The 13578-nt window shown below is 45.1% G+C and carries 15 protein-coding genes and 1 riboswitch; of the genes, 8 read left to right on the top strand and 7 right to left on the bottom strand.

The window, feature by feature from the left end; all coding sequences use genetic code 11:
• Positions 1-4 precede the first annotated feature (4 nt).
• From MHH86_RS01885 to MHH86_RS01860, 6 genes are all read right to left on the bottom strand, one after another.
• Complete coding sequence (locus MHH86_RS01885) at positions 5-739, bottom strand: ABC transporter permease (RefSeq protein WP_036682760.1); 735 nt, start codon at positions 737-739, stop codon at positions 5-7.
• Positions 740-741: 2 nt separating this feature from the next.
• A complete protein-coding gene (locus MHH86_RS01880; protein WP_036682763.1) occupies positions 742-1650 on the bottom strand; it encodes an ABC transporter ATP-binding protein in 909 nt (302 codons plus the stop codon).
• Between the two features lie 195 nt (positions 1651-1845).
• A complete protein-coding gene (gene nfsA / locus MHH86_RS01875) occupies positions 1846-2598 on the bottom strand; it encodes an oxygen-insensitive NADPH nitroreductase (RefSeq protein WP_076101226.1) in 753 nt (250 codons plus the stop codon).
• A 31-nt stretch (positions 2599-2629) separates the two neighbouring features.
• Positions 2630-5092, bottom strand: a complete 2463-nt coding sequence (locus MHH86_RS01870) for a heavy metal translocating P-type ATPase (RefSeq protein ID WP_342479611.1) — start codon at positions 5090-5092, stop codon at positions 2630-2632.
• 113 nt (positions 5093-5205) lie between these two features.
• A complete protein-coding gene (copZ, locus tag MHH86_RS01865; RefSeq protein WP_339281589.1) occupies positions 5206-5406 on the bottom strand; it encodes a copper chaperone CopZ in 201 nt (66 codons plus the stop codon).
• 53 nt (positions 5407-5459) lie between these two features.
• Entirely contained in the window at positions 5460-5807 is a 348-nt protein-coding gene (locus MHH86_RS01860) for a metal-sensitive transcriptional regulator (protein WP_342479610.1), read from the bottom strand.
• A gap of 272 nt (positions 5808-6079) precedes the next feature.
• Here MHH86_RS01860 and MHH86_RS01855 point away from each other — a divergent pair, with 272 nt between their 5' ends.
• The 8 genes from MHH86_RS01855 to MHH86_RS01820 all read left to right on the top strand — a co-directional run bounded on the left by MHH86_RS01855 (position 6080) and on the right by MHH86_RS01820 (position 12852).
• Positions 6080-7600: an MDR family MFS transporter gene (locus MHH86_RS01855; RefSeq protein WP_339189266.1), complete on the top strand. Its 1521-nt coding sequence runs from the start codon at positions 6080-6082 to the stop codon at positions 7598-7600.
• A gap of 5 nt (positions 7601-7605) precedes the next feature.
• A complete protein-coding gene (locus tag MHH86_RS01850) occupies positions 7606-8172 on the top strand; it encodes a PadR family transcriptional regulator (protein ID WP_248549126.1) in 567 nt (188 codons plus the stop codon).
• Between the two features lie 89 nt (positions 8173-8261).
• Positions 8262-8477, top strand: coding sequence for a hypothetical protein (locus MHH86_RS01845; RefSeq protein ID WP_051491260.1), 216 nt, complete (start codon positions 8262-8264; stop codon positions 8475-8477).
• Between the two features lie 52 nt (positions 8478-8529).
• A complete protein-coding gene (locus MHH86_RS01840) occupies positions 8530-9507 on the top strand; it encodes an aldo/keto reductase (protein ID WP_076124641.1) in 978 nt (325 codons plus the stop codon).
• 379 nt (positions 9508-9886) lie between these two features.
• Positions 9887-11062, top strand: coding sequence for a hypothetical protein (locus MHH86_RS01835; RefSeq protein ID WP_038568378.1), 1176 nt, complete (start codon positions 9887-9889; stop codon positions 11060-11062).
• Position 11063: 1 nt separating this feature from the next.
• Entirely contained in the window at positions 11064-11654 is a 591-nt protein-coding gene (locus MHH86_RS01830) for a signal peptidase I (protein ID WP_076101220.1), read from the top strand.
• 90 nt (positions 11655-11744) lie between these two features.
• Positions 11745-12353 (top strand): TasA family protein, encoded by a 609-nt coding sequence (locus tag MHH86_RS01825; protein WP_036682781.1) that lies wholly within the window; start codon positions 11745-11747, stop codon positions 12351-12353.
• Positions 12354-12522: 169 nt separating this feature from the next.
• Positions 12523-12852 carry a helix-turn-helix domain-containing protein gene (locus MHH86_RS01820; protein ID WP_036682795.1) on the top strand — a complete coding sequence of 110 codons (330 nt, stop codon included), beginning with the start codon at positions 12523-12525 and terminating at the stop codon, positions 12850-12852.
• Between the two features lie 107 nt (positions 12853-12959).
• On the opposite strand, the gene MHH86_RS01815 is transcribed toward MHH86_RS01820, so the two are convergent.
• Positions 12960-13115 carry an anti-repressor SinI family protein gene (locus tag MHH86_RS01815; protein WP_232061118.1) on the bottom strand — a complete coding sequence of 52 codons (156 nt, stop codon included), beginning with the start codon at positions 13113-13115 and terminating at the stop codon, positions 12960-12962.
• A 27-nt stretch (positions 13116-13142) separates the two neighbouring features.
• Positions 13143-13227: riboswitch (cyclic di-GMP riboswitch) on the bottom strand.
• Positions 13228-13578 lie beyond the last annotated feature (351 nt).

Below are 13578 nucleotides of genomic sequence, written 5' to 3'. Positions count from 1 at the left end.
TCATTCACACCGCTTCCTGTTTTTTTCGAATATAGACCGATAGTAACATAAAAACTACCAAATATCCGAGCAAAATCAAGACATTACTCCACGTCGGAGCTGATCCACGAACGATCTCCCAGGCTCCATTCCCATAGTTATAGGAAGGCAACCAATGACCAATCCGCTGCATTAATCGTGGCAGTATCTCAATCGGCATCCACATGCCTCCTGCTACAGCAAGAGCCATATAAATCACGTTGCTGACTCCACTGGCTGTATCCACCCGTTTCATAGCACCTACAAGCGTACCAATCGCTAAAAATGGTAGAGAACCGATCAGGATCCACAGCCCGCTAAGCACCCATTGACCTGCGGATAAGGAGACGCCATTGATTAAATAGCCTGCGATAAAAATACAAATGACCGAAAACAGATGCATCATCGTCTGTCCGAACATTTTTCCGAAAAAATAGATCGAACCCGGCAGCGGTGTAATCCGAATAAAGGTGGTCCAGCCTTGTGTTCGCTCTTGCACTAACCGGATGCCAAGCGTCATAATGGCTGAGCCCATTACACTGAAGGTCGCCATAGACATTAAATAATGAGCACGCCACGTTAGGTCATCGCTACCTGTATTGACCACCCGGGTGAAGATGAAATAGAACATGATGGGCATGAGCAAAGACCAGAACACATAATAGGGATTACGGATGATCCGCAGCATTTCTGCTTTACACTGTACAGTAATTAGTCTCATGGTTAGACAGCCTCCTCTTGGTTCATGGTCAATTGTTCAAAAGCCTCATCCAAACGTCCCTGATCAATTCGAACATCCTTCACGGGAAGTCCAGCCACAAAAATCGCTTTAAGCGCCTCATCTGTATCCTCTGTGGTCACATGAATGCGGCCATCTTTTTCATAACAATCCTCTATAGCAGCTAGGTCTAGCAGGTTGCTGCGCAATTGCGAGCGATCACCCACAGGCAGGAAGGACACGGAACGCTTCACAATCCGCGATTTAATCTCATCTGGACTTCCGTCCGCAACTAAGTGGCCTTTACTGAATAACAGAATACGATCCGCGATATCTTCTGCTTCCTGCAAATAATGGGTCGTGAACACAATCGTTTTTCCTTGCTCCGCAAGTCCACGAACCGTTTCCCAGAACCGCCGCCGGGAAGTAATATCAAGTCCGACTGTAGGTTCATCGAAAAAGATCAGCTCCGGATTACCCGCGAGGGCTAGCGCAAAACCCAAACTACGCTTTTGACCACCCGAGAGCTTCTCGGCGTATCTATTCAAATCGGCTGGCGCAAGTCCAGTAGCCTTAATTAGAAACTCCATATCCATAGGCTTTGGATAATAACTGCGGATCAGGTCAATGATCTCCCGCACCTTTAGCCGATCCATTACACTTACCTCCTGCAGCATCGCTCCTGTCTTTTCTCGTACCACTTTATCCTTCGGATGATGCCCGAATAACTCCACTGTACCCTCGGTAGGCTCTATTAGCCCCAGCAGCATGCCTAATGCCGTTGTTTTACCCGCTCCGTTCGGTCCCAGAATAGCTGTAATCGAACCTTTAGCAATGTTAAAGCTGATATTATCTACAGCCTTTTTATCCTTATATATTTTGCTGACTCCGTGCATTTCTATAATATTATCCATAACGTAATCCCTCCGCTTCCGAATGCGTTTGATCTATTTCAATCATATGGAAAAAGAAGACATGACATTAGTATGGACTGTCATTTCTTTAAGATGACAACTGTCACCTTCCTGGCTCCGAATAAAAAAGAGAGGCTGCCCTATCAGTAGAATGAACTACTAATAAGGCAGCCTCTTTAGGTGAAGAAAGTTTAGTTATCTTCGAAGGAATCCTTTTTCCAGCAGGAACTCCTTCATATGCAGCCGTGCTGGCTGTGCCAATCGCTCCGCCATAATGGCCGACCAAGGGGTGTCTTTGGCACCGTGGGTCCGCTCACGCATATAGTCTGAAGAGACTTTATCGTAAGTTTTGACCTGCTCCACAGTGGTTTCCGCATTGTAGCGATTACGATGCAGAACAGCCTCTAGTGGAAGCCGCGGACGCAGGCCCGAAGCTCCGTCAGGATAACCCACACACATCCCAAATATCGGGTAGACCAATTCAGGCAGTCCCAGCAATTCCGATACCTCAGCGATCCGGTTACGGATTCCACCGATATATACAATTCCAAGTCCTAGTGATTCCGCAGCCACTGCAGCATTCTGTGCAGCAAGCGCAACATCAACGGTAGCTACAATCAGGTTCTCAGCAGAATCTTCATAAGAAGTCTCTCCCTGCAAATGAGGTTTCGTCACCTCGCGCAGCCGATACAGATCAGCGCACCAGACCAAAAACACTGGGCATTGTTCTATATAAGCCTGATTGCCCGCTAATCCCGCAAGCTCCGTCTTTAGTGCCGGGTCAGTAACTGCAATAACACTATAGGCCTGAACATTGCTTGAGGTTGAAGCCATCTGAGCTGCTCCAATAATAGCGCTAAGCTGATCTTCACTTACTGGCTTATCCTGAAACTTGCGGACAGAGGCATGTTTCATTAACAGAGAAATTGTATCGTTATTTACTTGCACTGTGGCCACTCCCTAAATAGTGATGGTGATATTACAGCTTTACCCGCTGTAGCCGAAGTGCATTCAAGACAACAGACACGGAGCTAAATGCCATCGCAGCTCCTGCCAGCCATGGGGCTAGAAACCCAAGTGCAGCAATCGGTATTCCTATTGTATTGTAAGCAAGCGCCCAGAACAAATTTTGTTTAATATTTCTCATCGTTTTGCGGCTCATCATAATCGCATCAGGAATACTCTTCAAATCCCCGCGCATCAGCGTAATATCTGCTGCTTCCATAGCTACATCCGTTCCTGTCCCAATCGCCATACCCGTATCGGCAGTAGCCAGTGCCGGAGCATCGTTGATCCCATCCCCAACCATGGCAACCTTAGTCCCATTTTGCTGGAGCTTGCGAACCTCTTCAGCTTTGCCCTCTGGCAGAACCTCTGCTAACACTTTTTCGATCCCTGCCTGCTTCGCAATAGCCTCAGCTGTAATTTTATTGTCACCAGTGATCATAACGACTTCAATACCCATATCATGAAGCGCGGCTACAGCCGCTTTTGAGGTCGGTTTAATCGTATCAGCAACGGCCACAATTCCAGCGATTTCTCCCTCTACCGCTACTAGCATAGCTGTCTTTCCCGACTCCTCCAGCTTCTTCATAATTGGAGTCCATTCTGTGATATCGAGCTGATGATCTTCCATCATCCGCCGTGTGCCTACCATAACCTGCTGATCAGAGATAACCGCCATAATTCCACGTCCGGGCACATTATCAAACTGCTCAGCAGTAGGCAAAGCCAAACCTCTATCAGCGGCGCCAGCAACAATAGCCTCCGCAAGTGGATGCTCTGATAGCTTTTCTGCGGCTGCAGTTAAAGCTAACAAACGGTTTTCCGCATTTTCTTTTCCATAAGCTGCAATTCCAGTAGTAGTCACAACATCGGTAAGCACGGGTTTACCATTCGTCACTGTACCTGTTTTATCTAGCACAACGGTCTGGATCCCTTGCGCTCCCTCTAAATGCTCCCCGCCCTTGAAGAGGATTCCAAGCTCTGCTGCCCGGCCCGATCCTGCCATAATGGAGGTTGGCGTTGCCAGACCTAGCGCACATGGACAAGCGATTACGAGCACTGCAATGGCTTTTTCGAGGGCATCAGCGAACTGGCCAGGGGCTGCCCAGAAATACCAGATCAGAAACGTTATCACAGCAATACCCACAACAATCGGCACAAAAATCCCTGAGATTACATCGGCAATCCGTTGAATCGGAGCTTTGGAGCCTTGAGCTTCCTCCACTACTCGGATAATTTGAGCCAGCGCAGTGTCGCGACCCACTTTATTTGCTTTGATTCTCAAGATACCATTCTTATTCATAGTGGCACCGATCACGGTATCCCCTGGTTTTTTCTCCACAGGAATACTTTCCCCGGTCAACATCGACTCATCCACAGAAGAAGATCCCTCGACAACTTCGCCATCCACAGGCACCTTAGTACCGGGCTTCACCAATACAATATCGCCAGGAATGACTTCATCTGTCGGGATATTCATTTCTTGCCCATCCCGAATTACGAGGGCGGTTTTTGCCTGAAGACCCATTAAGCTTTTGATTGCGTCAGAGGAACGGCCTTTCGCCAGCGCCTCAAACCATTTACCGACGAGGATAAGGGTAATGAGTACAGCACTCGTCTCATAATACATTTCTACAGTATGATTCATTCCCTTCATGCTTAAGGAATCAATGGTCAGATAAAGACTGTAGAAATAAGCTGCCGACGTCCCTAATACGACCAACACATCCATATTGGCACTCCGGTTACGAAGGGCTTTATAAGCACCGACGTAGAACTGCCAACCGATGATAAATTGCACAGGGGTAGCCAGAACAAGCTGGAACCAAGGATTCATAAATATATCCGGTGTTGGAATCCAGCCGGTGAAGGAGAAATGACCCGCCATCGCCCATAACAATGGGAACGAAAGAATTGCAGAAATGATCCATTTCCACTTTTTATGCTGAATTTCTTTTCCACGACGATCCACATGATCTTTGCGGTCTTCTTTAAGAGAAGCTTTATAGCCGATACTGCTTACCTTCTCCATGATCTCCCTTGGACTGATATTACCGGGTGTATATTCTACATGTGCTGTTTCCAGCGCCAAATTCACATTAACTGCTGCTATGCCCGGTGTACGGCTCAACACTTTTTCAATCCGTGAGGAACAAGCAGCACAGGTCATCCCCGATATATCAAAATCCGCAGATTCTTTAATAGTGTCATAACCAAGAGAACGGATTTTATCTTCAATTTGTGGCAACCCTGATACTGTCGGATAAAATCCAACAGTAGCCTGTTCCAAGGCTAGATTCACATTCGCACGAGATACGCCGTCCATCCGGGACAAACCTTTCTCAATCCGGGTTGCACAAGCGGAACAAGTCATCCCTGTAATCTGTACAGTTGCCTGCTGTTCGTTTGGTGAAGCTGTTGTTTTGGTTTTATCCATGATTTCCACGCCTCCACATACCCCTATAGGGTATGATAATTTCTAAAAGAAAAGGCATTGGAGCTTCGGGTTGCTTCCCCATATCACTCCAAGCCTTATTACTGTGCTTCAAATTAAACTACGTCATACCCTTGATCTACAATTGCTTCTTTAATCGCACTAAGGCTTACTTTGTTCTCATCATACTCGACGGAAACTTTCTTAGCAGCAAGATCAACTTTAGCTGTGGCTCCAAGATTGCCTACGGCTTTCTCTACAGAGTTAACACAGTGACCACAAGACATTCCTTCAACGTTTAATGTAGCGTTTGACATTAATATAACCTCCAATAAATGTTGTGAAGCTATGCTCTAGAAGCATTAGCTTATTATTTCATTAATTTGTTAACCGTAATTAGGAGCTCGTCGATAACCTCATGTTCGCCAGCTTCGATTCGCTCAACAATGCAACTTTTCATATGTCCTTCTAACAGCATCTTACCGACACCATTTAACGCCGCCTGTACCGCCGCGAGCTGGTTGAGTACATCATCACAATAGGTATCCCGCTCAATCATACCCTTTACCCCGCGGATCTGGCCTTCAATCCGGTTGAGGCGCGTATTCAAGTTATTCTTGAATTCTGCCGAATGATGACTTTTTCGTTCTCCTGATGATGAAGAATGACAATTTATGTCGCAGGATTCTGCAGCTTGCTCTTTCTTGCCAGTAGACATAAGAATCAGCCTCCTTGGTTATAATATAATATACCCCCGTAGGGTATGTCAAGAGGCATTCCTAATTCATCCACAGATGATCTCCACGGGTATTTTGTCCCTATATTACCGCCGTATTCTTCTACGGTTGGCTATACATCTCTATTTTTTCAAAAAAACTATTGCCTCCCTATTCAAATTTGAATATAATAAATTTTGCTTCTAATTATGAACATTTTTCGAACAGAACTATCACTATCACTATCACTATTAAGAAAAAGGAGCTGCGAAGCATGCATACTAAAGAAAGTAATCTTAAACTCGTAGTGGTTGGCCTGCTGCTTGGGATTCTTATGTCCGCAATGGACAATACCATTGTAGCTTCAGCTATGGGAACGATAGTCTCAGATCTTGGCGGTCTGGATAAAATCGTATGGGTCACCTCCGCTTACATGGTAATGGTAATGGCCGGAACCCCTATCTTCGGCAAGCTCTCTGATATGTATGGACGTAAACGTTTTTTCATTTTCGGATTGATTGTATTCCTGATTGGCTCGGCTCTGTGCGGTACTGCCACCAGTATCACACAGCTCAGTATTTACCGTGCCATTCAAGGGATCGGCGGCGGTGCACTAATGCCAATCGCCTTCACCATCGTTTTCGACATTTACCCGCCTGAAAAAAGAGGGAAATTGACCGGTCTCTTTGGAGCCGTCTTCGGAATCTCCAGTGTACTTGGACCTTTACTCGGTGCCTATATTACCGACTATGTTGGTTGGCAGTGGGTATTCTACATTAACCTGCCGCTAGGAATTATTGCACTGTTCCTGATTGCAACTTCTTATAAGGAGTCGATCTCCCACGCTAAACAGCGCATTGACTGGGGCGGAGCCTTCACTCTAGTTGGCGCGATTATCTGCCTAATGTTCGCTCTGGAACTTGGTGGTAATCAATATGCTTGGGATTCCAGTGCCATCCTTGGCTTATTCGTAGGTTTTGCTGTTCTCTTGCTGGCGTTTATCCTTATTGAGAGAGTAGCTGCTGAACCTGTGATCTCGTTCGCTATGTTCCGCAAACGGTTGTTTGCAACAAGCAGCGTGACCAGCCTATTTTATGGCTCTGCTTTTATCGTAGCTACTATTTACATTCCTATCTTTGTGCAGGGTGTATTTGGCGGCTCAGCTACGAACTCAGGGCTGATCCTTATGCCGATGATGATCGGTACGGTCGTTGGCAGTCAGACCGGGGGGCTGCTTACAACAAAAACCAGCTTCCGCAACATTATGATCCTATCCGCAGTCTGCTTTGTCGCAGGGGTCTACAGCCTAAGCACTTTATCACCAGATACCTCCCGCCTCATGCTTAATGTATTTATGGCTCTGACTGGGTTCGGCGTAGGCTTTTCCTTCTCCGTGCTGAGCATGGCAGCTATCCATAATTTCGATATGCGCCAACGGGGGTCGGCAACATCAACCAGTACCTTCATGCGCTCCCTTGGAATGACGCTGGGAATTACGATCTTCGGGATTATTCAGCGGAATAGCTTTACTAACAGTCTAAGCGATGCTTTTGGCGGTAGTGAACAGTCAGCAGCTTTCGGAGATCCACGCGCTGCGTTAACACCTGAAGCAAGAGCGAAGATCCCTGCTGAAATATTAGAGAAAATATCAAGTGCGTTATCCACCTCTATTGCCCAAACCTTTATGTGGGCTTTGATTCCTGCACTGCTCGGTCTAGTCTTTGTACTGCTCATGCCAAAAGACCGTCTTACCATTCCTGCTAAAGCTGTTCAGGCGTCTGAGGGCAAAAGGTAACCATTATGTCCATGAAATTAGCCATTTTAGGTTTACTGCTGGAGCGGAACATGCATCCCTATGAAATCACATTAGTGATGAAGGAACGTTCCATGGACCGGATCACGAAGCTGCAGATGGGATCACTCTATTATGCTGTGGATAAGCTTGCACAAGATGGTTATATAGAAGCTTTAGAGGTCATCCGCAGCAGTGATCGGCCGGACAAAACAATCTATGCCATAACGGAGCAAGGTAAAGCTTTATTCGAACAGCTTATCCTGCAACAAATTAAGAAAAACGAACCCTTCTATCATCCGATGTATATGGCCCTGGCTATGTCCCGTCATATCGATCAGAGCAAGGTTGAGAAGCTGCTCGAGGAACGCCTCCGGGAAACAGAACATCAGGTTAATCTGGCTTATCAGGTATACGAGGAGCATATCTCCATCGTGCCTCGTTCTGCCCTGCATCTAATGTACGGTACATATGAGCACACCCTGACTGAGCTGAAATGGCTGCAGCGCCTATACGATGATGTTGTAGCACGCAAGCTAAAAGACATAGGGTCACCGTTGAATTTAGAGGCCTAATGGCCTCTTTTTCTGTTTAAGGGAGTCAAAATACGTTTATTAACGAGCACAATATCCATTAAATCTCAAAGGAAGGCGAGGCGGTAAAAATGACCCAAGAAAAACATCAGCTGAATAGTGACAAACGTGATCACCCGGAACAATATCCAACAGAAAAAGAAAGTCTATTTGATCTTCATGAAAGTGAGCAGAATGTAGACCCGATTCCGATGGAAGATTTAACGCTGGAAAAGCAAGAGGAAAAGAACAAAGAGGAGACCAAACACCGCTCTTCCAGCGACAAAAAATACCATACGGGCTTCTGAGAGTGTACAATATCTACAAGTACGCAATCATAATTTCCAAGGAGGAATCACATTGTTGAAAGCGTTACCTTTAAACAAGCGCGGGATTCCCGCAAGCCGCATTGCTTTAGGCTGCATGGGGCTAGGCGGTGACTGGGACCATGAGCCGATTACTGCGGAGAATGTTAAACAGGGACATGAAGCGGTTGATGCCGCCCTTTCCATCGGCATCAACATGTTTGATCATGCAGATATCTATACTCGTGGGAAGGCGGAGAAGGTATTCGGTCAGATTTTTAAGGATCGTCCAAGACTACGTGAAGAAATCATAATTCAATCTAAATGTGGAATTAAGCTAATGGAGCCTGGAGACAGCACTAATACGTTTGATTTCTCTGGCCAACATATTCTGAACAGTGTAGATGGAATATTGTCACGACTTGGGACCGAATACATTGATATTCTTCTACTGCATAGACCTGATCCCTTAATGGATCCCGAGGAAGTAGCCTCCGCATTACATCAACTGAAGGCCGCTGGTAAGGTTCGTCATTTCGGGGTTTCCAATATGAGCGCCGCTCAGATCAAGCTGCTGCAGACTTATTGCGATGAACCTTTTATCGTAAACCAGCTGCATATGAGCTTGGCTAAGATCAGCTGGGTGGATGCTGGAATCAGTGTAAATCGTGAACCCTGGAAGGATATTATCTTTCCTGAGGGAACCCTTGAACATTGTCGAATGGAGAACATTCAGCTTCAAGCCTGGGGGCCACTCGCCCAAGGTCTATTTAGCGGGCGTTCATTAGAGGATCAACCGGAGAATATCGTCCAAACAGCAGCTATGGTCCAACAGCTTGCAGATGAAAAAGGAACAACACCCGAAGCTATTGTATTGGCTTGGCTAATGACACATCCAGCTGCCATTCAGCCTGTTATTGGAACTGTGAATCCGAAGCGTATTACTGCCTGTGCCGATGCGGACAAGCTGGAGCTTAGCCGTAAGGAATGGTACGACCTGTATGTTAGTTCACGTGGTTCAAAACTTCCGTAACATATACATTTATATTCTCAACTTCATTACTCCACTTATACCCGGCTCGCGTTTTTACTGCGAGCCGGGTATTTTTATGCGAATCACCCTAATAGATCGTTCTTTATTGCGAATATATTTAGTAATCGAGCGATAAATGGAGTTATTTAGAGATAAATTATCATTTTTGTTCTTTATAGAGTACAAATGCGCGTTATTGGCAGTTTTCTTTTTGTTTTATTCCATGTATGATTCATTACAGAAGTTGTTCTTAATAAAGAACGATAATAACGAACCAAAGAAACAGACATTGAGGGGAGGTATTCCTCTGAGACCCAGATCAGCAAGGAGAAGGCCTAGAAGAAACAGGAAAATTGGTTTACGTATACTGCAATCAGGAATGGCTGTCTCCGTCTTATTTCTATATACCTCGCAGCAAGTTGGTGGTACCTATGGAGGCTTTGGAGCTGCTGCGCAAACCACTAGCACGATTAGCTTTTGCGAAGTATTTCCGAATTCGATCAAGGCACTGCTTACAGAGTTCAAAGAACATGTTAATCGAGCGCTCACTTTAAAAGAATCACTACAACCCTTTTCCTCATCAGCTAACTACTCGGACGTTTCGGGAATAGAAGGGATGTCGCTGGAAGAGCTTGATGTCGCTGCACAAGAGATTTCTTCGCAAATAGCGGCGCTTCAATCCCAAATAGATAGCGTTAACGAGCAACTGGCGGCTAACAGCCAAATTTGGAATCAAATCCACAATGAGCTAAGTGCAGCAGCAGCCTTACTCTTCCAGATAGGAGGATATATGACTTCTCTAGATTCAAACTGTCTAGAAATCAAGGATGAGCAATTTTTCAGAGATTTACAAAGCAGCCTGAATCAAAGTGGTGTGATCTCGGAATCCTTGAATGCTTCCTTAAATGGAGTTATTAGTTACCTAACCTCCATACACGATGTCGGTCTTCCATTCGCTTCGGTAGTTACCAGTGATGTTTATGGACAACTTGAATTACGCGAAGGAGAGTTCCCACAGCCACTGCCATTCCTGATTACCTTCACTCAACCAGATGGCGTGATCTCTAGCGACCTCACCTCCACTTATGAAGCTCTAAATACCGAATTGACTAACCTTAAAGAATCGGCAACCTCAGGTATCACTACCCTTCAAGATAAACTCCAAATGATCAGTCAGACTCGCGAGCAAAAACTAGAAGAGCTTGAAAAAGCTCGGCTAGAAGAAGAGCAAGCAAAGAAAGAAGAAGAAGCGAAGAAGGAAGAAGAACGTTTGGCTGAGGAGAAAAAGCAACAAGAAGCCGAGGATAAAGCGAAAGCTGAGGCAACCCCTCCAACGTCAGGTGAAGCTGCTCCGGAAGCCCCAAATAAAGAACAACCTGAAGCCCCAGCCACTGACCCGGTTAAGCCGGAAATTGGTGAAGAGCTCACAATTCCAAAAGATGTTCCTCAGCAAGAGGCTCCACAAGAGACGCCAAAGGCGGAAGACAGTACGACTACCCCGCCGGTAGCAACCCAAGCTCCTTCGGACCCTCAACCTGAGAAAGGTGGAGAATAAGATGCGAATTAAAAAAATTATCAATAATACCTTATCGAGCTTAATGCTTGTGATCTTTATTCTGCTGGTGGCAGCCGTAGTGTTATCCAAGGCCTCCGGTGGTGAACCTGCTTTCTTCGGATATGAGATCAAAACCGTACTCTCAGGATCGATGGAACCAGGAATTCAGACAGGCTCAATTGTCGCATTAAAACCCGGAGGGGATATGAATCGTTTCAAACCAGGCGATGTCATCACCTTTAGGAACGAAGATAATCTGCTCATTACTCACCGGATTGTAGAAGCGACCGTCAATAACGCTACTGGTGAAGCTGTTTATCGCACTAAAGGCGATAACAACGACGCACCCGACATGAACCCTACCAGTTCTGCGAATGTTGTAGCTCAGTATACCGGGGTCACTGTACCCTATGTCGGTTACGCTATGAATTTCGCGGTTTCCAAAGCTGGAAGTGTAGTCCTCATGATCGTGCCTGGCTTGATGCTTCTGCTCTATGCTCTGTATACCTCTTGGAAGGCTGTAGCTGCATTAGAAAAGAAAAATGCTGCCCTACTGCCAGCCTCACCGTCCCCAACAGAAACACAGCCCTAAGTTGATTGTCCACTTCCGCTTACGAACCGGAAGATACAATATATAAATTTTATAAAAAATTCAAACACAAATTTGAGGAGGAATTTTATTATGGGTATCAAGAAAACATTGGGTCTTGGCGTAGCATCTGCAGCACTGGGTTTATCATTAATCGGCGGAGGAACCTTCGCATACTTTAGCGACACTGCGCAAAGCACAGCTACATTCGCAGCGGGTACACTCGATCTGAACTCCGACCCTTCTGTCATCGTTAATATTCCTAACCTGAAACCAGGTGATACTGTAACTAAATCCTTCAAATTGAAAAACGATGGTTCGCTCGATATCGGATCTATCATTCTGAATACATCGACTCAAATCACGGATGCTAAAGGAGATAACTACCTGGATTTAGCCGAGTTCATTAAAGTTAAATTCCTTAGAAATAATGATAAAGGAGTACCTATCGTCTCTCCTGAAAATGTAGTTTATGAGACTACACTTGCTGCTTTAAAAAGTCAGCATCCGGATCTCGTAAAAAATACAGGTTGGGATCAACTCTTTACCGAAGCATCCGGTATTAAAGCCGGTACCAATGACAGCTTCTCCGTCCAATTCGAATTTGTGGAAAATAACCAAGATCAAAATATTTTCCAAGGCGATAGCTTAACACTGACTTGGGATTTCGTAGCTAAACAAGGTGCGAAAAAAGACTACTAAGATCAATAAAGTAATTTAATAAAATACTCGAAGAGCAGCAGATCCTGAATCCGGCCACGGATAAGCAGATTGCTGCTCTTCTCTTTACAATAAACTTTGTCCGATTTATTGATATTTGCTATACTAATAACAAAAATTACGGAGGGGCGTCAGCATAGTGCCACAGAATATGGGCCAACGTATCCAGCAGCTCCGCCTAGACAAGGGTTTCTCCCTATCTGAGCTTGCGGACAGAGCAGATGTGGCTAAGTCGTATCTTAGCAACGTGGAGAGAAACATCCAATCCAATCCATCCATCCAGTTTATCGAAAAGATCGCTGACGCGCTTCAGGTATCCATTCATGCCCTACTCTATGGAGAACCAAATGATGCAGAGGAATCACATTTAGATTCGGAATGGTTCCGATTGGTGCAGGAAGCTATGGACTCAGGCATTAGCAAACGCGAATTCAAAGAATTTCTGGACTATCAGAAATGGAAGCTCGATCAAAAGGATTAATACTTCCTACTAATCTGGTACGATCCTCTCTTCTACTAAATCATATCGAAAAAGGACACAGCGAAGAACCGCTGTGCCCTTTTTCGATATGTAACCCCTCTAATGTATTACTGCACGATCTGCACAGTTTTCTCATGAAAGAACTGGCGGATTTCATCTGCCTTAATGCCAGCCTTCTTAGCTGCTAATAATAAATGTACCCACTCTTGATCCAGATCAATAAACTGCTGTTCTCTGTTGCTACCCTGGTTGGACTTTTCCAAAAAATCTCCCCCTAAGATTTTACGTCCCCAGGCAATCCGGCTGTCATAGTATCTCTACCTTAGACCCGCGACTTTGTGCCCCTGCCTTTCGGCAAGTTTACCTTTTACTGGACCCTTTTCACGAAAGGATCTGCTTAAAAAACTATAAAATTACTATCTGCAATAACATTATACAAAAAGAAAGCGGAAAAGTGTGTCGATTCCTGGTTACTTTCTATTTTAAAAACGAAAAATAAAAGATTTTTTTTCAAAGATCTTGTCCGATTATCACGATACTCGTCCGTTACATAAAATAAATTGTACTAGCAAAATAAATATTTACTGACCTAATAGTTAAAAATAAGGATAATAGAATCATTTTAATAGGCCTTTAGAATGGGTAATGAGAAGAAACACCCTTCTTTTCATTAGAACAAGCTAACCTATACCATTTTGCGAACGTATTGGACGAAAGAATGAATTG

Source organism: Paenibacillus sp. FSL F4-0097, from assembly GCF_038593125.1.
Classification (GTDB): Bacteria; Bacillota; Bacilli; order Paenibacillales; family Paenibacillaceae; genus Paenibacillus_AQ; species Paenibacillus_AQ odorifer.
This window is presented reverse-complemented; position numbering and strand designations above follow the sequence as displayed.